General features: G+C 70.6%; 13 protein-coding genes. 4 read left to right on the forward strand and 9 right to left on the reverse strand.

The window, feature by feature from the left end; translation table 11 throughout:
* The first annotated feature begins 116 nt into the window (after positions 1 to 116).
* Positions 117 to 3,566 carry a S41 family peptidase gene (locus EAS64_RS19505; protein WP_145854602.1) on the forward strand — a complete coding sequence of 1,150 codons (3,450 nt, stop codon included), beginning with the start codon at positions 117 to 119 and terminating at the stop codon, positions 3,564 to 3,566.
* Here EAS64_RS19505 and EAS64_RS19510 read toward each other — a convergent pair.
* The 4 genes from EAS64_RS19510 to EAS64_RS19525 all read right to left on the reverse strand — a co-directional run bounded on the left by EAS64_RS19510 (position 3,563) and on the right by EAS64_RS19525 (position 8,266).
* The gene (locus EAS64_RS19510) at positions 3,563 to 4,510 is read right to left on the reverse strand and encodes a DUF929 family protein (RefSeq protein WP_145854604.1); all 948 of its coding nucleotides are present in this window, start codon (positions 4,508 to 4,510) and stop codon (positions 3,563 to 3,565) included. The two genes, EAS64_RS19505 and EAS64_RS19510, sit on opposite strands and share 4 nt — an antisense overlap.
* Before the next feature lie 111 nt (positions 4,511 to 4,621).
* Positions 4,622 to 5,677 (reverse strand): zinc-binding dehydrogenase, encoded by a 1,056-nt coding sequence (locus tag EAS64_RS19515; RefSeq protein ID WP_145854605.1) that lies wholly within the window; start codon positions 5,675 to 5,677, stop codon positions 4,622 to 4,624.
* A 92-nt stretch (positions 5,678 to 5,769) separates the two neighbouring features.
* Positions 5,770 to 7,239 (reverse strand): pyridoxal phosphate-dependent decarboxylase family protein, encoded by a 1,470-nt coding sequence (locus EAS64_RS19520; protein WP_246115751.1) that lies wholly within the window; start codon positions 7,237 to 7,239, stop codon positions 5,770 to 5,772.
* A 22-nt stretch (positions 7,240 to 7,261) separates the two neighbouring features.
* Entirely contained in the window at positions 7,262 to 8,266 is a 1,005-nt protein-coding gene (locus EAS64_RS19525; protein WP_145854608.1) for a zinc-dependent alcohol dehydrogenase, read from the reverse strand.
* 276 nt (positions 8,267 to 8,542) lie between these two features.
* On the opposite strand from EAS64_RS19525, the gene EAS64_RS19530 reads away from it, so the two are divergent.
* Positions 8,543 to 9,535 (forward strand): isocitrate lyase/phosphoenolpyruvate mutase family protein, encoded by a 993-nt coding sequence (locus tag EAS64_RS19530; protein WP_145854610.1) that lies wholly within the window; start codon positions 8,543 to 8,545, stop codon positions 9,533 to 9,535.
* Between the two features lie 37 nt (positions 9,536 to 9,572).
* Here the strand turns inward: EAS64_RS19530 and EAS64_RS19535 are convergent, their stop codons facing one another.
* The gene (locus EAS64_RS19535) at positions 9,573 to 10,520 is read right to left on the reverse strand and encodes an MBL fold metallo-hydrolase (RefSeq protein WP_145854612.1); all 948 of its coding nucleotides are present in this window, start codon (positions 10,518 to 10,520) and stop codon (positions 9,573 to 9,575) included.
* Positions 10,521 to 10,617: 97 nt separating this feature from the next.
* Entirely contained in the window at positions 10,618 to 14,064 is a 3,447-nt protein-coding gene (locus EAS64_RS19540; RefSeq protein ID WP_187366026.1) for a proline dehydrogenase family protein, read from the reverse strand.
* Between the two features lie 115 nt (positions 14,065 to 14,179).
* Between EAS64_RS19540 and EAS64_RS19545 the strand changes: the two genes are divergently transcribed.
* Positions 14,180 to 15,109, forward strand: a complete 930-nt coding sequence (locus tag EAS64_RS19545) for a LysR family transcriptional regulator (RefSeq protein ID WP_145854613.1) — start codon at positions 14,180 to 14,182, stop codon at positions 15,107 to 15,109.
* A 16-nt stretch (positions 15,110 to 15,125) separates the two neighbouring features.
* Here EAS64_RS19545 and EAS64_RS19550 read toward each other — a convergent pair whose 3' ends face one another.
* A complete protein-coding gene (locus EAS64_RS19550) occupies positions 15,126 to 15,356 on the reverse strand; it encodes a GntR family transcriptional regulator (RefSeq protein WP_145854615.1) in 231 nt (76 codons plus the stop codon).
* Between the two features lie 178 nt (positions 15,357 to 15,534).
* Between EAS64_RS19550 and EAS64_RS19555 the strand changes: the two genes are divergently transcribed.
* A complete protein-coding gene (locus EAS64_RS19555; RefSeq protein ID WP_145854617.1) occupies positions 15,535 to 18,009 on the forward strand; it encodes a lysylphosphatidylglycerol synthase transmembrane domain-containing protein in 2,475 nt (824 codons plus the stop codon).
* 19 nt (positions 18,010 to 18,028) lie between these two features.
* On the opposite strand, the gene EAS64_RS19560 is transcribed toward EAS64_RS19555, so the two are convergent.
* Positions 18,029 to 18,280, reverse strand: a complete 252-nt coding sequence (locus EAS64_RS19560; protein WP_145854619.1) for a DUF6510 family protein — start codon at positions 18,278 to 18,280, stop codon at positions 18,029 to 18,031.
* A gap of 1 nt (position 18,281) precedes the next feature.
* Positions 18,282 to 18,974, reverse strand: coding sequence for a cytidylate kinase-like family protein (locus EAS64_RS19565; RefSeq protein WP_145854622.1), 693 nt, complete (start codon positions 18,972 to 18,974; stop codon positions 18,282 to 18,284).
* Between the last annotated feature and the right edge of the window lie 8 nt (positions 18,975 to 18,982).

Raw genomic sequence — 18,982 nt, forward strand, 5'->3', positions numbered from 1 at the left:
GCTTTCCGCCACGGACAGGGCGCCCAGGTTCGCGGTCTCGAGGCGTTTGTTCGCCTGGCTAACCTTTGGGCGAAAAATAATGCCGGCCGCAGCGGGCCAAACCGTACGATAGCCACGTGGCGTCACGCGGATACCTGAGATTCCCCCATGTCACTAATGACCTCGTGGTCTTTGTCGCTGCCGACGACGTCTGGCTGGCACCGGTCGGGGGCGGGCGGGCCTGGCGGTTCACCGCGGACGAGGCGGCCGCCTGGACGCCGCGGCTGACGCCGGACGGCACGCACGTCGCCTGGGTCAGCTCACGGGACGGCAGCGCGGAGGTCTACACGGCCGGCCTCGACGGCGGTGTCAGCACCCGGCTTACCTACTGGGGCATGCGGTGGGCGCACGTCAGCGGCTGGACCCCGGACGGAGAGGTGCTTGCCGTCAGCGCGGCGCACCAGCCGTTCGGACACTACGTAAGGGCTCGTGCGCTGACGACAGAGCTGTCGGGCAGTCCCGGCGCGGAGCGGGTGCTGCCGCTCGGCCCGGTGTCCGACCTGTCGCTTGGCGCGAGCGGGGCAAACGCCGGCGGCGCTGACACGGTCGCGCTGCTCACCGGCACCTGGGGAAGCTTCGGCACCGACCTGGCCGAATGGAAGCGCTACCGTGGCGGCACGGCCGGGCGCTTGTGGACCGGCACCGCGACGGCGGTACTGTCCGGTGCGCCGGGCGGCACCCCGAGTCCGTTCCTGCGCGTGCTCGCGGACCTGCCGACGCAGTTCGCCAGTCCGATGATCGTCGGCGGCCGGCTCGCGTTCCTCAGCGACCACGAGGGCACCGGCAACGTCTACTCCTGCGCGCTTGACGGCACCGACCTGCGACGGCACACCGACCACGAGGGCTGGTACGCGCGGCAGGCCAGCACCGACGGGCAGCGAATCGTCTACGCGCGCGGCGGCGAGTTGTGGCTTCTGGAAGATCTGCGGGCACCCGGTCCCGTCCGGCTCGACATCACTCTCGGCTCGCCGGCGCGCGGCCGGGCACCCCGCCTTGTCACGGCCGAGGACCACGTCGGCTCGCTGTCTGTCGACCAGGGCGGGCGGGCCAGCTCGGTTGAGGTTCGCGGGACCGTGCACTGGCTGACCCACCGGGACGGCCCCGCCCGGGCCGTGTCGGTCGTGCCCGGCGTCCGGGCGCGTTTCCCGGAGGTACTCGGGACCGGGGGACAGGTCATCTGGGCGACCGACGCCGATGGCAGCGACGCCCTGGAGATCGGCTCAGGTGATCCGGCGAGCAGCGCCGGCCCGGCCGAGGCTCCGCGGCGGATCGCGGTCGGCCAGGTTGGCCGCGTCACCGGGCTGGCGGCGGCGCCCGACGGCAAGACGGTCGCCGTCGCGGCGCAGGACGGCCGGCTGCGGGTCGTCGACATCGAGTCCGGCCAGGTGCGGGAGCTCGCGGCGTCGGACAACGGGATCGTGACCGGGCTTGCCTGGTCGCCGGATTCCGCCTGGCTGGCATGGTCGCAGCCGACCGAGCATCCTGCCGACAGCAACATCAACCAGCTTCGCAGGCTGCGGCTGGCGCGGATCGCCGACGGCGCGGCTTTCGACGCCACCGACGGGCGGTTCACCGACACCGAGCCGGTCTTCACCCTCGACGGCAAGTACCTGGCGTTCCTGTCGCTGCGCGACTTCGACCCGGTCTACGACTCGCACTTCTTCGACCTCACGTTCCCGTACGGTGCCAGGCCGCACCTGCTGACCCTCGACGCGGCGACGCCGTCGCCCTTCGCACCGGAGCTCGGCGGGCGGCCCGTCGGCGAGCCCGCGGACAAACGCGCCGACGTCCTGTCGGCTGCCGGTGAATCCGCGAGTGCCGACGGCACCGCCGCGAACGCGGCCGCCGGTACTGCGGCAAACGCGGCCGCCGGTACCGCGGCAGGCACTGCCGACGGTGACCGGCCGTCCGTCCCGCCGGTGCCGGTTGAGCCCGCCAGGATAGCCGAACGGATTGTGGCGATCCCCGTCCCCGAAGGACGGTACTCGGGACTGCGCGCGGTGAAGGGCGGCCTGGCCTGGCTGCGCAAGCCGGTGACGGGTGAACTCGGCATCGGCGGCGCGCAGCCGGGCGACGACGCGCCGCGCCCGAGTCTCGAGCGGTTCGACTTCGCCAGGCGCGACGTGTCCGAGCTCGCCGGGGATGTGGACTGGTTCGCGGCGAGCGGAGACGGCACCAGGCTGGTCATCAACGATCACGGCAGGCTCACGGTGATTCCGGCGGAACGCAAGGCCGACGACGGCAATCCCGACGACAGGATCGAGATCGACAGGAGCCGGGCCAGGTTCCTGCTCGATCCGACCGCGATGTGGCGCCAGGCCTACGCCGAGGCGGCCCGGATCATGCGGCACGACTTCTGGGTGCCCGACATGGCGGACGTGGACTGGGACGCCGTGCAGGACGAGTACCGTCCGCTGCTCGACCGGATCACCACCAGCTCCGAATTCATCGACGTGCTGTGGGAGCTTTTCGGCGAGCTCGGCACCTCGCATGCCTACGCCCGTCCGGCGGGCGGCGGCACCGCGCCGGACAGCACGTCGACAGGCACGCCCGGCCTGCTCGGCGCGGACATCGAGCGCAGCGGCGACACCTGGCGGCTGTCCCGCGTCATCCGCGGTGACACCTCCGACCCCCGCGCCCGCGCGCCGCTAGCGTCACCCGGCGCCGGGATCGCCGCCGGCGACGTGCTGCTCGCCGTGGACGGCCGGCCGGTCGGGCCCGACGGGCCGGGGCCGCTGCTGGCGGGCGCCGCGGGCAAGCCCGTCGCGCTCACCGTCGCCCCCGCTGACGGCGGCAGCCCGCGCAGCGTGCCTGTCGTACCGCTGCGCAGCGAGGTCAGGCTGCGCTACCTGGACTGGGTCAGCGCGAAGCGCGCACAGGTCAGGGAACTCAGCGGCGGCCGGATCGGCTACCTGCACGTGCCGGACATGGTGAGCCAGGGCTGGGCGGACTTCCACCGGGACCTGCGCACCGAGATGCTGTGCGACGCGCTGATCGTGGACGTGCGCGGCAACACCGGCGGGCACACCTCGGCGCTTGTCGTGGAGAAGCTGGCCCGCAAGGTGATCGCCTGGAACGTGCCGAGCGGCATGAAGCCGGCCACCCATCCCGAGGACGCGCCGCGGGGGCCGGTCGTCGCGGTCGCCGACGAATGCTCGGGATCCGACGGCGACATCGTCACCGCCGCGGTCCGCCTGCTCGGGCTCGGCCCGGTGGTCGGCGCCAGGACCTGGGGCGGCGTCATCGGGTACGACGACGACCACGAGCTGGTCGACGGAACGAGGATGACCGTCCCCCGGCTTGCCTTCTGGTTCGATGAGCTCGGCTGGGGCGTGGAAAACTACGGTGTCGACCCGGACGTCGAGGTCATCATGTCGCCAGACGACTGGGCCGCGGGGCGTGACACCCAGCTGGAGACGGCGGTCAGCCTCGCGCTTGACGCACTGGAGCAGCGGCCCGCGGCGCGACCGCCAGACACGCGCACCAGGGCGTCAAGACGCCGCCCGCCGCTGCCGCCGCGCGCCTAGTAGGGGAGCTCTGCGTTCTGCAGGAATGCCGGGCAGGCGGAAGCGGGGCGGTTGCCGGTCAGGACGCATAGTTCGGCGGTGAGCGAGTCCGCCTCGGCGAGCAGGGCCGCGCCGAGGCCGGTCTTCGGCTGGCGGAGTGCGGCGGCGATTTGCGTCCACGACTTGCCTGCCATCAGCTGCGATGGGATGGCACCGGAGCCGATCTCGACCGCGTGGTTGCCGAAGTCAAGGAACGGGGTCGCACGGGACTTGTCGTACTTGGCGAAGAGGGCCTTCTGCGCGGGCGTGAGCTGTTGCAGCACGCGGTAGCTCCGGCCGGCGTTCGGGTTGGCTTCGCCGTTCACCAGGACGTTTGAGTATCGCTCGACGGGGACGAAGAAAAGGTAGCGGCTGGTGTAAAGCGAGCCGTAGAAGGTCCAGCTGTCGACAGGCGCGATGTGCTCGAACCGCGGCGACCGGCTGGTGGCCAGGCCGGTGAACTTGCCGAACCGGCTGAGCGCGACGATCAGCGGCCAGTTCTCCATCGCGCAGTAGGGGCAGTACTCGGTGGCGACGTAAAAGACCTCGGGCTTGCCGCTGCCAGTGAGCGGCGGGCCACTGACCGGGCTAAGGGTGTTCGAGACGATCAGCGTCCATGAGGACGCGCCGTCCGCCGAGGCGGACGCGGGAAGCACGGGGAGGCCGGGCGCCGACGTGCCGACGGGCACCGTGGTGACCTCGGTGACTAGCCGCGCCAGCGCCGGGTCGGTTCGCGGGCCTTCGGTCAGCCGGAACGTCACCAGCGTGGCGGCGGTGACGATCAGCGCGCACGCGGCTGCGATGGCGACGATCCGGCGGCGCCCGGTGCCGGTGACGCCGCGAAGAGCGCGCAGCCCAGGGACGGCGGGAAAGTTGACCTGCCGGGGTACCTGCTCGATAACGTCCGCGTCGTCCGGCTCGGACATGGCGCTCCCTCGTCGTGCGTCGAGGGCAATCGTACCCACCGCGCAGGCGGCTTCGCCGGCCCGGCCGACGGGCGGCAAGCGCTTACCCCACCGCGACTCCCAGCCGCTTGATCAGATCTCGATGATCGCCCGGCCGAGAATCCGGCCCTCCTCCAGCGCGACGCGGGCCTCCTCGATCTGTTCCAGCGAATACCGGTTGGTCACCAGCTTCGCTAGCGGGAACTTGCCCTCGCGCACCCATTCCAGGAAACGCGGGAAATCGTACTCGGGCTTCGTGGCGCCGAGGCTCCCGCAATAGCGGCGCTGGTACAGCAGAATCTCGTTCAGGTCGACCGAGACATCGGCGACGGGAATCCCGATAAGCACCGCCATGCCACCCTGGTTGTCCGCCCTCGGGCCGCCCTGCCTGACTGCCCGCAGAATCTGGAGAGCGGTCGTCGGCGCGCCGACGGCGTCCAGGGCGAAGTCGACTCCGCCCGGGCAGATCGCCCGAATAGCGGTGACCGGGTCGGCATCCGAGGCGTTGATACCGTGGGTAGCACCGAACTCCTTGGCGAACTGCAGCTTACGGTCGACCAGGTCCACCGCGATGATGGGATCAGCGCCCGCGATAACAGCGGCGCCAATCGCGGACAAGCCGACGCCTCCGACGCCGAATACGGCCACCGACTGGCCAAGCCCGACCTTCGCGGTATGCAGCACCGCGCCAGCTCCCGTCAGCACGGCGCAGCCGACGAGGCAGGTGATATCGGTAGGGTCGGACGGTGACATGGGTACGACCTTCTCGGCGAACGTCACCATGTGCTCGCTCCAGGTATACACATCGCCGTCAGCGATGAGGGGCCGGCCGTGCAGGGTAGCGCCGGTGGGCCTGGAAACAGGCAGTCCGCGAATGGGAATCCGGGGCACCCATGTCGTGATGACGTGATCGCCTTCTTTTACGTGGGTGACTTCGCTTCCCACCTGCGTGACGATGCCGCTGCCCTCATGGCCGAGGCCCATCGGCCGGGGCGAGGCGGTGCTGCGCAACTGGTGCACCTGTGAGTAGCAAACACCGCTCGCGAAGTTGCGGACCGTGACCTGATTCGGACCGGGATCGGGAATGTCGATTTCCTCGATCACCAACGGCCCGCCATGCTCTACCTGTACGGCGGCCTTGCTCTTCATGACCGTTCCCCCGATCGATCGAGCCCCGCCTGCTACGTGTCCAGGCAGCTGACCAGGCAAACGCGCCGTGCCGGGATCCGCGGGCAAGCCGTTCAGGTGCCGGCGAGCAAGTCAAGGACCTGCTGGTGCAGTGCGGGTACGTGCTCTTCGGTTTCTGGCTTCATCGCCACACTGCGCAGGATGCGCCCACTCGGCACGTCGGCCGTCACCCGATGCCCGCGGGCGGCCAGGCTGGCGCCGTCCACGGTGTAGGTGGCGACGAACAGCGACTGCGCGTCGGGCAGTCGCATGCCGGCGTTGAGTACGTGCGCGCTGGCGCGGTCGACCTCCGACAGGCTCCGCCGGGCGGGGAAGTAGCTCAGGATGTCCAGCTGCGGGCGCTGGAAGAGAGCGAGTTCATCGCTGGCGTCGATGAGGCCGGCCCACGCCAGGGCCGCGCGCCGGCCGGGGCGCAGCACGGCGCCAAGGCCATCGGGGGTCAGCGGCAGCAGCTGCAGGGTGAGCCACAGCGCGGCGGCCGCCGCGCCGGCGCGGGAGCATTCCAGGGATATCTCGCCCAGGTGCAGCTCATCGGACGTGAAGTAGGTGTAGGGCGAGTCATGCAGGTAGTGCCGGGCCACGCCGGGATCGCGGAAGAGCACCGCGCCGCAGCCGTAGGGCTGCAGGCCATGCTTGTGCGGGTCGATGACAACCGAGTCGCAGTCGGCGATCGCGGCGAACGGTTCCGCTGCCACCCCCGCAGGCGTGCCGTCTGCGATGAGCAGGAAGAAGCCGCCGTAGGCCGCGTCCACATGCACCCGGGCGCCGTAGCGGCGGCAGAGCACGACAATCTCGTGCACCGGGTCGACCGCGCCAAGCCCGGTGGTGCCGGCAGTGGCCACCACCGTGCCGATGCGCCCGGCGCGCAGCGTCTCTTCCAGCGCCTGCAGGTCCATGGTGCCGTCGGCGGCGGCGGGCACGGCCACTGACTCGACGCCAAGCACATGACACATGCGCCCGTGCGTGTAGTGCGCATCGGCACTGTGCGCGACCGCCTTGCCCGGGTGCAGCTCGCGGGCGACGAAGAGCGCTTCCAGGTTGGCGATGGTGCCGCTGCTCGTCAGGTGCCCCAGGTGCTCCGGGTAACCGAACATCGCGGCCAGTTGCGCCACGACCTCTTTCTCCATCCGGCCGGTGGCGGGCCCGCCGTCCAGCGCGTGGTTGTTGGGGTTGATCAGCATGGCGCTGACATAGCCGATCACCGCGGCAGGGTGCGGCGGCTTGAGCATCTGCCCGGCATAGCGGGGATGGAAGAACGGGTAGTTTTCCCGCAGCCGCTCGTGCAACGCGCCTGTGGCCCGCCGCAGCTGCTCAAGCGGCACGTCAAGGGATGGGTGCGGGGTGAAATCGCCGTACCCGGCCATCCAGCCGCCCATCGCCTCGACCGCCTGGTGCAGCTGCTCGGCGAGCTCGCCGTACCCTGCCGGGCCGGCGTGCAGCAGGCCGGCCCGCGCCGCGGCGCTTGCTGTCGCGTTGCCCTCGGCATCGGTGGTCCCGCCGGGGATGGCGGAGTCGCTGGCCACGTAGGCGCTCCCTTCAGGTCGGTTACAGCTGGGGCTCGATGATCACCTTAAGACCGGAGCGGCTCGCCGCCACGGCGAAGGCGTCCGCGGTGCCGGCGAGCGGCGCGCGCAGCGAGACCAGCCCGTCGAGGTCGACCGCGCCCCGGGCGGCCAGTGAGATCGCCCGCGGGTAGACCTCGTTCATCCGCCTGGTCATCGCGATGGAAAGGCCTTTGCGGCGGGCCAGGGACGCGCTGAAGGTGGTGGTGTCGTCATCCGGTATGCCCGCCAGGACCACTCGGCCGCCCGGCCGCACCGATTCCAGGGCGATCCGCACGCCGTCGTCGTTGCCTGCCACCTCGAAGGCGACGTCCACCCCGAGCCCGGACACCGGCTCGTCCGGGCTGAGCACGAGGTCCGCGCCGTAGCGGGCCGCTGCCTCGCGCCGGTGCGCGAGCGGTTCCACCGCGATCACCCTGGACGCCCCAGCGGCTCGCAGCAGCTGGATAAGCAGCAGCCCGATCGGCCCGCAGCCGGCCACCGACGCGGCCGCGCCCAGGTGGAAATGCCCCAGGTCCAGCGACCAGAGGGCCACCCCGAGCGGTTCAAGCAGGGCGCCCGCCGCGTCCGACACCGCATCAGGCAGCGGGTGCAGCAGCTGCGACGGCCAGGCCATGAACTGGCGCAGCATCCCGTCGGTGTCGCCGTGTCCGGCGAACCTGATGCGGTAGCAGAGGTTCCGGTAGCCGTCCCGGCAGGCACGGCAGGCCTCGCAGGCTATCGCGGGGTCGATAGCTACCCGCTGCCCGGCCCGCGGCCCGGACTCGATCACGCCGGCCCCCTCGTGCCCAAGCACGAGCGGGCCGGCCAGCCGGGCGTCGCCGATCGCTCCCTCGGTCCACCAGTGCAGGTCCGAGCCGCAGATCCCGACGGCCGTCACCCGGACGAGAGCCACCGGCTCTCCCGGTGCCTCATCCTTCCGCGCCGCGGGCGGCGCTTCCGCTCCGACCCGGATATCGCCCGTGCCGTGCAGGCGTGCGACAAGCACCGCTACCTCCACCCTCGGGCCTGGACAGCCCTACAGCCGAGGATAGGACCATCGTCGGCTCTCGCGGGCAGTGGCCTAGACCTTTGATCTAAACCAATTTTCACGAGTTTTCACTTCTAAAGAATGAAATCAGTCGTCGATCTGGAAAAAATGAAAGAAATTTACACGGCATGACCACGCCGAATCGCGCGCTCGCACCGCAGCATGGGTTCACGGCCAGCCGGGCAGGACGCCCGGCGTAACCAGGCCCGGCGTAACCAGGAAGGCGTGATCAGCATGAGTGCGATTGGCGAGCAGGCGGCGCTCTTGCAGCACGAATGGCAGACCGACCCCCGCTGGGCGGGGATCACGCGCGACTACAGCGCGCAGGACGTGATCCGGCTGCGCGGCTGCGTGGCCGGGGAGCACAGCGTTGCCCGGCGCGCCGCCAGCCGGCTCTGGGGCCTCCTGCACACCCAGGACACGGTGCGGGCGCTCGGCGCGGCAACCGGCAGCCATGCGGTGCAGCTGGCCAGGGCCGGGTCGCAGGCCATCTACCTGCCGGGCCAAGCCGGCAGACCAGGCGACGGCATCGTGCCCGCCGGGCGGCCGATGGTCCCGGTCGTGGCCGACGCCGAGACCGGCATCGGCGGCGCCCCGGACGCGTTCGAGCTGATGAAGGCGATGATCGAGGCAGGCGTGGCAGGCGTGCGCTTCGAGGACCACCTCGGCGGGACGGTCCTCGTCCCGACCGGGCAGCACATCGACACGCTGACCGCGGCCCGGCTCGCCGCCGACGTGCTCGGCGTCCCCTCGCTGGTGATCGCGCGGACCGGCGCTCGCACGGCGTCCCTGCTGACGTCAGACATCGACGAGCGTGACCATGAATTCCTGACCGGCGAGCGGACCGCGGAAGGGTTCTACCGGGTGGAGCCGGGCCTGTACGCGTGCGGCACGCGCGCGCTCGCGTTCGCGCCCTACGCCGACGTGCTGTGGCTGGAGACCCCGGAGCCGGACCTCGCGGCCGCCCGCGCGTTCGCCTGCGTCATCCACTCGCAGTACCCGGACAAGCTGCTCGCCTACAGCTGCTCGCCGTCGTTCAACTGGCGTGCGCAGCTGGACGACGCGTCGGCCGTAAGCTTCAGAAAGGAACTGGCCGCGCTGGGATACCGCTTCCAGGTCACCACCCCGGCCGGCTTCCGGGCCTCGGACGACGTGCGGGCCTACGGTCAGCCGTACGAGGCGGAGCTCGCCCTGGAGCCGTCCGGCTTCACCGCCACCCGGCCCTAGCCAGCTACGGGCATTCGCCGGCACACGCCGAGCCTGGTCATGCCAGGCACGTGAGTGGCTTGCCGCCGTTGTAGGTCACCATGTCCGCTAGCGCGTCCGGCACGTTGACCGGGCCGCCACGCGTGGTTCCGTCGAGTTCGGCGTAAGCACGGTGGAGGTTGCCGACGATGCGTTCCGCGTCCGGCCATCCGGCGAACCGGCCGAGGTCAGTGCCGCGTGCCGCCTCCAGCGGAGACGCGCCGGCCGCGCGGCCCCGGGCGGCGAGGTCAAGCACGAACCTCAGGTAGTCAAGCGTCGCCTCGATCGGGGCGGTGCCCTCGAACACGGGGCCGTGGCCCGGCACGACGGTGCGCGCCGCGAGTGGCAGGACCGCCTGCTCGAGCGCGTCAATGGCACCGGCCACCGACCCCATCAGCTGGAACGGCGTGCCGCCGTTGAACACCAGGTCGCCGCAGAACAGAACCGACTGTTCGGGGAGCCAGGCAAGCACGTCGTTGGTCGTGTGAGCCGCCGTGCCGACGTACCGCACGGTGATCCTCGTGTCCCCGGCGTGCAGTGCGATCTCGTCGGTGAACGTCAGAAAGGGCGGTTCGAGCGGCAGTTGTCCCCAGTCAGGGTTGTCCCAGAACGGAAGATCCCTGGCCGGGCCGAACGCGATCACCTCGGCGCGGGCCCGCTCATGCGCCACGATCGTGGCAGCGGGGAACAGCGCGTTGCCGAACGTGTGGTCGCCATGGTGATGGGTGTTCAGCACGGTACGCACGGGTGCCGTCGTTACCTGCCTGATCGCACCCAGGTACGCGAGTGTGCGCCGCTGCGTTGCGCAGGCGTCGATGCTGAAGACCCCCTGAGGCCCGGTCACGAACCCGGTGTTGTTGATCCACCATGTCCCGTCTGGCTGTACGTATGCGTACACGCCGCGGGCTACTTCAATGGTTTCCGGACGTCCTGGCGAGGTGATCTCGTGCCCGTGGCCGCTGCTCATCGGCCTTCCTCCTCGTGTTCAAGCCGAGTCCCTGATGGACATCGGTGCAATAAGGCATACACGGGCGATGCCGCCGAACGGCAGCTGTCAGGTGAGCTCAGTTATCTTGCGAACTTCCCCAGGGAAGGGCCTCGGCTAGGGGCGTTGGCGAGCCGAAGCGGTGGGCGGTGACAGCGACCGCCTGCTCGTGCAGGAAGGTCAGCATCTCGATGCGGCCCGCCTCGACCACGGGCTGCGGGTAGAGGGCGATGCCGGGGCGGCCACTGCTGGCCGCGGCGAACCCGGTGCGGTCGCCGCCGATGAGCCGGACCCGGGCGGGAGCGCCGACGCTGGTCAGGGTGGCCGCCCAGGCGGCCGCGTCCTGCGTCGCGTACGTTGCCCCGGCGTGGGTGACCAGGGCGACGACGGCAGGGGCGAGCGGGCTGGCCGAGGAGACCGTGACCTGGGCGCCGGCGGCGATGCCCGCGGCCAGGACGCGCAGCAGGGCCGCGGTGTCGTCGTTCTCGATGCGGATCGTCACAGGGACGGGCAGGTAGCGCAGCACGTTCTTCTCCGCCAGCAGGCCGCTGACGTCGCGGGCGACGCCGAACTCCGCGCGCCAGGCGACGGCGTCCGAGCCGGCGCCGCGGGCGACCAGGTCGGCGTTCTCGAGGCCGAGCGCATGGGCGCCATCGACGATCTCCTGCGCGGCCGTGGACGGGGTGCCGAGCCTGGCCGCCGGGGCGGGGGTCCAGTCGGAGAGGCCGATGAGGTAGTTCGGCCCCCCGGCCTTGGTGCCGGCGCCAACCGCGGACCTCTTCCAGCCGCCGAATGGCTGACGGCGCACGACCGCGCCGACGGTGCTGCGGTTCACGTACGCGTTGCCGGCCTCGACGGCGCCGAGCCACCTCTCCAGCTCGTCCCGCGCGAGTGAGTGCAGGCCCGCGGTGAGGCCGTATTCCGTCTCGTTCTGGATCTGGATGGCCTCCTCCAGGCTGCCGGCGGCGATCAGGCCGAGCACGGGGCCGAAGTACTCGGTGCGGTGGAATTCCGAGCCGCGCCTGACGCCGGTCTTGACACCCGGGGACCAAAGGCGGCCGCTGTCGTCGAGCGGCCTGGGTTTGACCAGCCAGGACTCACCGGGGGCGAGCTCGGTGAGTGCGCGCAGCAGCTTGCCGGAGGCAGGCTCGATGATCGGCCCGACCTGCACGGTGCTGTCGCTGGGGTAGCCGACCCGCAGCGAGGTGACCGCGTCGATGAGCTGGTCACGGAAGCGCCTTGACGAGGCGACCGAGCCAACCAGGATGCCGAGCGAGGCGGCCGAGCACTTCTGGCCGGCGTGGCCGAATGCGGAGTAGACAAGATCCTTCACCGCCAGGTCGAGGTCGGCGCTCGGGGTGATGACGATGGAGTTCTTGCCGGACGTCTCGGCGAGCAGCGGGAGGTCGGGGCGGAAGCCGCGGAACAGCTCGGCGGTTTCGAACGCGCCGGTGAGGATGAGACGGTCGATCCGCGGGCTGGCGATGAGCGCCCGGCCGACCTCATTCTCCGGGACGTGCACCAGGCGCAGTACGTCCTTCGGGACGCCCGCGGCCCAAAGCGACTCGACGAGCAGCGCGCCGCAGCGCCTGGCCTGCGGTGCGGGTTTGATCACGACGGCGGAGCCGGCGGCCAGGGCCGCGGCGACACCGCCGGCCGGGATGGCGACAGGGAAGTTCCACGGCGGGGTGACCAGGGTGAGCCCGACCGGGACGTGGACGGCACCGTCGACCGTGTCCAGGTCCTCTGCCAGATCGGCGTAGTAGTTCAGGAAGTCGATCGCCTCGGAGACCTCGGGGTCGGCCTGGTCGATCGTCTTGCCGGTCTCACTGGCCGCGACCTCGATAAAGCCGGCTCGGTGCCGCTCGAATTCCACGGCGGCGGCCCGCAGGACCGCGGCCCGCTCGGTGCCGGTCTTGCGAGCCCAGGCGGCGCCCGCGGCGGCGGTGTCCGCCAGCATCGGGTCTACCGCCGACGGGTCGGTCATCGTGTGATCGGCGACTAGCTGATCGCCGAGCGCTGATTTTTCCATGCGGGCGGTTATCTGGCGGGCCCAGTCGCGGTTGGCGGGCATCGACGGGTCGGTGTCCTGGGCGTTGCTGAAGCGCGCCGCGGGCGCCGCGGTCACCGGCTGCCGGCGATCCTGGGTTCGGTTGGGGACGGGGACGGCGTCGTCGACGTTTGCCAGGGCCTTGCGGAAGCGTTCGCTCTCACGGCGGTAGAGCGCGGCGTCCCGGTGGATGTCGAAGACCGCGGACATGAAGTTGTCCTGGCTCGCGCCCTCCTCAAGGCGCCGCACCAGGTAGGCGATGGCGGCATCGAAGTCCTCGGGGCGGACGACCGGGACGTAGAGCAGCAGCCCGCCGACGGTCTCCCGGACTGCTTCCGCCTGGCCCTCGGCCATGCCGAGCAGCATCTCGAACTCGACGCCGTCACGGACACCGCGGCGGCCGGCCAGCTCCCAGGCGTAGGCGATGTCGAAGAGGTTGTGGCCGGCGATGCCGAGCCGGATGTTGCCGGTCCGCTCTGGCGTGAGGGCGTAGCCGAGCACCCGCTTGTAGTTGGTGTCGGTGTCCTGCTTGCTGCTCCAGGTGGCCAGCGGCCAGCCGGACAGCGAGGACTGGACGCGCTCCATCGGCAGGTTGGCGCCCTTGACCAGGCGGACCTTGACGGGGGCGCCGCCGCGCGCGCGGCGGGCAGCGGCCCAGTCCTGCAGCCGCATCATCGCGCCGAGCGCATCGGGGAGGTATGCCTGCAGCACGATGCCGGCCTCGAGGCCTAGCAGCTCCTCGCGGTTGAGGATTTGGGTGAACACGTCGATGGTGATGTCGAGGTCGTGGTACTCCTCCATGTCCAGGTTGATGAACTTGCGCACGCCTGCCGCGCCCTGAGCGGCCGCGTACTGGTAGAGCGGGAGAAGCCGGCCGATGACGTCTCCGACGGCCTGGTCGTGTGCCCAGGGCGAGAATGGCCCGGCCACCGAGGAGACCTTGACCGACACGTAGTCCACGTCGTCGCGGGCCAGCAGCGTCCTGGTGCCCGCCAGGCGGCGGTCCGCCTCGGCCTCGCCGAGGACTGCCTCGCCGAGCAGGTTGACGTTGAGCCGCACACCGCGTTCGCGGATGCGGGCGATCGAGGCGCCCAGCCTGGCGTCGGTGGCGTCGATGAGCAGGTGGCCGACCATCCTGCGCAGCACCGCGCGAGCGACAGGGATGACCAGCCCGGGCACGAAACGGGAGAGCGCGGCGCCGCCCCGGAGCGCGAGCTTCTGGTACCAGGGCAGGAACTTCGGGGTGACGGGCACCAGTTCCCGCAGCGTCCGCGCGGCGACGCGCGCGTCCTCGGGCCGGATGACGCCGTCGACGAACCCGACGGTGAACGCCAGGCCATCGGGATCCTTGAGCACGCCGGCCAGGCGCGCGGCCGACGGCTGGACAGGCTTGGCGGCCGCGGCGGCGAGCCAGGCCGCGACCTGGGACTCCACGCTGGCGATGAAGGCGGGATCATGCGCAGACTGATCGGTCACTCAGGTTCCTTGTGAGACGTCTGACTGGTGCGTCCAGTGTCGGCCGTGCTTCGCTTCAAGAAAAGTGAATGTTTCCGATCAACATTCGTAAGCAAAGCCGATGTATCATCGCGTCATGCTCGATGTGCGACGCCTGCGGCTGCTCTATGAGCTCAGCCTGCGCGGCACGCTGGCCGAGGTTGCCGAGGCGCTGCATCAGAGCCCGTCCTCAGTCAGCCAGCAACTGACCCAGCTTGAGCGGGAGGCGGGGGTGACACTGCTGCGCAAGGTGGGCCGCCGCGTGCAGCTGACCCCGGCCGCCGAACGGCTGGCCGAGCATACGGGGATGATCCTGGATCGGCTCGAGCGAGCCGAGTGGGACCTGGCCGAGGCGGGCGAGGCCGCCGCGGGCACTGTTCGGGTCGCGGTGTTCCAGTCTGCCGCGCTCGCCTTCATGCCGCAGATGCTGGCCGACCTTGCCCAGCGTCACCCCCGGCTGCGGGTGACGATGTCGCAGCGCGAGCCGGAGGAGGCGCTCTACGAGACCTGGGTGCGCGAGTTCGACCTGGTGGTCGCCGAGCAATACCCGGGCCATGCCGCGCCCTGGTTGCACGATCTCGACCGCGACCTGCTGACGACGGATGCCTTGCGCCTGGCGGTGCCGCCCGAGGGCGCGATCTGGGACGGGATCCGCACGATCACGGACGCTGCGCACGTGCCCTGGGTGATGGAGCCGAAGGGAGCGGCGAGCCGGCACTGGGCCGAGCAGGTGTGCCGGTCGGCCGGCTTCGAGCCCGACGTCCGCTTCGAGACCGCCGACCTCGAGGCCCACGTCGCCCTCATCGAAGCCGGCAACGCGGTCGCCATCCTGCCCGGCCTGATGAGCGTACGCCGGCGGCCGAGGGTCCGAGTGGTCGACCTGCCCGGATCGCCGCGCCGGACCGTGTTCACGGCCACCCGCACGGCCCTCGTCGCCACACCGCGAATCCTCGCCTGCCGCGAGGCGCTCGCCGCGGCGGCGCACCCGGAGTCCGGTCTCCCGCACGAGGCAGACTACGACAATTGACCAGTCGATAGGTGTATCAAGTCCGGGGGTGGCGTACGACGTGCCCCTCGCCGGGAACGTTCTCGATCATGCCCTCGCCTTGCAGGATCTCCAAAGCCCGGGCCGCGACGCGGTGGGAGACCTGGTGGTGTTCCGCCACGTCATGGGCCGAGGGGACACGGCCGGTCAGGGTTCCCTGGGCGATCTCGTCTCGCAGCATCTTGGCTACTTGCTCATACGGCGGCATCGCCGAGTCTGGGTCGATCACAGGGGTCAGCTTTCACGTTGCGCGGACCATTGGCAAGTTAGTCGGGCTTCTCGCTGCCAGCCTCGGCACGGCGTCATCCGGGCGGAGCGCGACTGTCATAATTCCAGCGTAACGACCTGTGTTTTCATCACCCTGCGCGGGTGATCAGGGTAGTGCGTCTCCCGCGCATCATCGGGAGGTGAGCACTCCAGGCGTCCCCCAGGCCGCCGCCCCAGCGGCGCGGCTGAAGAGTCAATCCCGCCCGGGCCTGCTGCGCAGCTGGCGTTCGGCGGTGTTCGCCACGGCGGGCGACGGACAGCGGCGACGGCGCGGGACAGATGGGGTACGCCTGGCCTGCGCTGTGCTGGCACTGGTGTGCTGCCTGCTGATCATCCGCTTTGACTCCCGCGTTGACCGGGCCATCGTCCAGGTCATCCATCCACCGCCGTGGAGCATCACTTGGCTGGTGACGGTGGTCTACCAGGCTGGTTCGCTGGGCGTGGTCATCGTGCTTGTCGCACTGGCGCTGATTGCGCGCCGCTGGCTGATCGCGCGGGATATCGCGCTGAGCGCGGCGGTCGCGGCGGCGGTGAGCGGGATCTTGGTCGCGGTGCTTGGAAGTCGCGGCGGGCGGCCCGCCGGGGTCGTAATCGGCGGGTATGACCTGAGTTTTCCGGTGCTGCGGATCGCCTTGTTCATGGCGGTAGCAACGGCGGCCCTGCCGTACCTGGCGCGGGGCATGCAGCGGCTCGTCGAGATCTTCATCGCCTTGACCGCCCTGGCCACGGCTGTCGGAGGCCATGGGCTGCCGCTCAACGTCGGCGGCAGCCTGGTCATCGGCTGGGGGGCGGCGGTGGCGGTCCGGCTCGTCTTCGGCTCACCGCTCGGCCTGCCATCGGTCGACGATGTGCGGCTGCTGCTGCGCGAGATAGGCGTCAGTGCCAGCAACGTGCGTCCGGTGCCCCGGCAAGTCTGGGGAGTGGCGAGGTATCAGGCAACCGAGACACGCCCCGACGGTTCGCCCGGCGGGCGGCTCGGGATCGACGTCTATGGCCGGGATGCGGCGGACGCCAAGCTGCTCACCAAGGCGGGCCGGTTCCTGCTGTACCGGGATTCCGGGCCGACCTTCACGATTACCCGGCTGCAGCAGGTCGAACGCGAGGCCTACCTCACGCTGCGGGCCGGCCAGGCTGGTGCCGCCGTTCCCGAGCTGGTCGAGGCGGGAACCGCGGGACCGGCCAAGGACGCGCTGCTGGTCTACCGGCTGCCAGCGGGCCCGAGCCTGGCCGAGGCCGAGGCCGAGGCCACCAAGATCAGCGACGCCGGCCTCGATGACCTCTACCGGCAGCTGCTGATCCTGCGCCGGGCGCGGATCGCCCACGGTGCCGTCAGCGGCGACACGCTGCGGGCTCAACCAGCGGCTAACAGCATGATCCTGACTCAGTTCCGCAACGCCTCGTCGAGCGCGTCGCCGGATCAGCTCGACCGGGACGCGGCCAGCGTGATGGCCGCGACGGCACTGCTCGTCGGTGCCGAACGAGCCGCCGCCGCCGCGGCCCGGGGCCTGCCGCCGCAGATCCTCCAAGGCGCCCTTCGCCAGTTGCACGCGCCGGCGCTCGATCCCGCGCTCCGCCGGAACCTGCGGCGCAAGCGCGACCTGCTGCCAGACCTCAGGCAGCGCGCCGCCGAGGCCGCCTCGATCGAGCTGCCGACGCTGGTGGAGCCCCGCCGGGTTAGCTGGGCGACGCTGCTCATGGTCATCGGCACGCTCGTCGGCGGCTGGGTCCTGATCGGCGTGCTCCTCGACGTCTCGAAGTCGTTCGACACGGTGATCGGGGCCAGCTGGCTCTGGGTCATCATGGCGTTCCTCCTCGCGCAGCTCGCCTACGTCGCCTCGGCCGTGGAAAGCATCGGCAGCGTGGCCGGGCCACTGCCGTTCGGACGGGTGCTCGGCACCGAGATCGCCAACACGTTCAGCGCGCTGGCAGGCGGGACCGCGGCGGTCTTCGCGACCCGGGTTCGCTTCTACCAAAAGCAGGGCTACGACACGTCGACGGCGTTGAGCTCGGGCGCCATCATGACCACCGTCTCCTGGGTTACGACCCTGGTGCTCCTCCTGATCTCGCTGCCGTTTGCCTGGGGATCCATCCACCTCGACGCCGGCTCGCACCTGAGTGGAGACTCCAAGCTGGTATGGGTCATCCTGGCCGTCGTGGTGCTGGTCGCGCTGGCCGCCGGGCTGCTGCTCGCGGTGCCCAGGCTGCGGAGACTGGCCGCCGACAAGGCGCGCCCGAAACTGCACAGCATCCTGGGCAATTTCAGGGAGATAGCCCGGTCCCCTGGCAAGCTGACGCTCCTGGTTGGCGGCGCGGTCGCGCGGGAACTGCTGATAGCCATGTCGCTGTCTGTCTCGCTGCGCGCCTTCGATGACCATCTCCGGCTTCCTGTCGTGATCGTGGTCATCAGGCTTTCCGCGATGATCGGCGGCGCCTCTCCCTCCCCCGGCGGTATGGGCGTCGTAGAAGCGGGCCTGATCCTCGGCCTCACCGCGGCCGGCGTCGCCGAGGCCGATGCCACCGCCGCGGTCTTCATCCAGCGCCTGTTCACCGCCTACCTGCCGCCAATCTGGGGCTGGGTCACCCTCGTCTGGATGCGCAAACGCGACTATCTGTGAAAACCCTGGCGACGGCCTCCTATGCAGGTTGCCTGGTGTCAAATCCAAGGGTGTCGACGCAGTAGATGCCGCGGACCTGGGTGATGGCGATCAGTATCGCCGTGCAGCTGCGGCAGCGGGCTACCGCGCCGGGCAGGCGCGGGTAGACCACTGTCTCCGCGATTGCCGCCGACGCCTGGCAGGCCCGGCAGGTAATGATGACGCCTGTCATGTCCTCGCCGAAGATCTCCTCGAGCAGCCCGGCTAGGGCATTGCCGTCTAGCGTTTCCATGTCAGCGGGTTCCCTCCTGAAGCGCTTTGGCTTCTCCAGCTTGCTGAAGTACGGCGGGGAACGCCGCCAGCGACCGGAGGATGACCTCGACGACGGCGTCCAGGGGTATCGCGGTGGAGTCGATCACCAGGTGGTAGTGCCGAGGGTCGGCCGGATCGGCCCGGTAGAGGCGGCGGACGTAGGCGACGCGGGCCCGGTCGGCGGCGGCCATGCGCCTGCGCGCCTCATCGACCCCGATCGCCTCGATCGCGGCGACCTGCACGACCCGCAGCGACGCCGGCCCGTCGAGCCGGACGTGAAAGCCGCGCGACTTGCCGAGCGCCACCGCCGCGCCCCGGCCCAGGATCACCCCGGCGCCGTCGGCGGCCGCGCGGCGGATTCCTTCCTCGCAGTACCGGCGCAGGTGCTCTTCCTGATACCGGGAAGCCGGGGGTGACTGGGTGGGGCCCGCAGGCATCGCCTGGGTGAGCGAGGCGAGCAGCCGGTGCGCCGGCGTGAGGTCCGTCTCGGCCGCCGACAGCCGCTCGGTGCACGGGTCGGGTCCCGCCTTGGGGTGCGCGGTGCCGCCGGTGCTCGTCGTCGCCCGCTGCAGGAAGGGCACACCGAGCCGCTCCGCGAGCGCCGGGCCGACCACACTGCCGCCCGCGCCGTACGACGCCGACACGGTGACCAGCCGGGTCCGATCGGAACTCATCGTCACTC

This window comes from Trebonia kvetii (assembly GCF_007827045.1).
In the GTDB taxonomy this organism is placed as follows: Bacteria; Actinomycetota; Actinomycetes; order Streptosporangiales; family Streptosporangiaceae; genus Trebonia; species Trebonia kvetii.

Coding starts and splice junctions, on each gene's coding strand:
- EAS64_RS19535 (WP_145854612.1), bottom strand. CDS start 10,520: ATGAGCAGCGGCCACGGGCACGAGATCACCTCGCCAGGACGTCCGGAA.
- EAS64_RS19515 (WP_145854605.1), bottom strand. CDS start 5,677: ATGAAGAGCAAGGCCGCCGTACAGGTAGAGCATGGCGGGCCGTTGGTG.
- EAS64_RS19510 (WP_145854604.1), bottom strand. CDS start 4,510: ATGTCCGAGCCGGACGACGCGGACGTTATCGAGCAGGTACCCCGGCAG.
- EAS64_RS19565 (WP_145854622.1), bottom strand. CDS start 18,974: ATGAGTTCCGATCGGACCCGGCTGGTCACCGTGTCGGCGTCGTACGGC.
- EAS64_RS19560 (WP_145854619.1), bottom strand. CDS start 18,280: ATGGAAACGCTAGACGGCAATGCCCTAGCCGGGCTGCTCGAGGAGATC.
- EAS64_RS19530 (WP_145854610.1), top strand. CDS start 8,543: ATGAGTGCGATTGGCGAGCAGGCGGCGCTCTTGCAGCACGAATGGCAG.
- EAS64_RS19545 (WP_145854613.1), top strand. CDS start 14,180: ATGCTCGATGTGCGACGCCTGCGGCTGCTCTATGAGCTCAGCCTGCGC.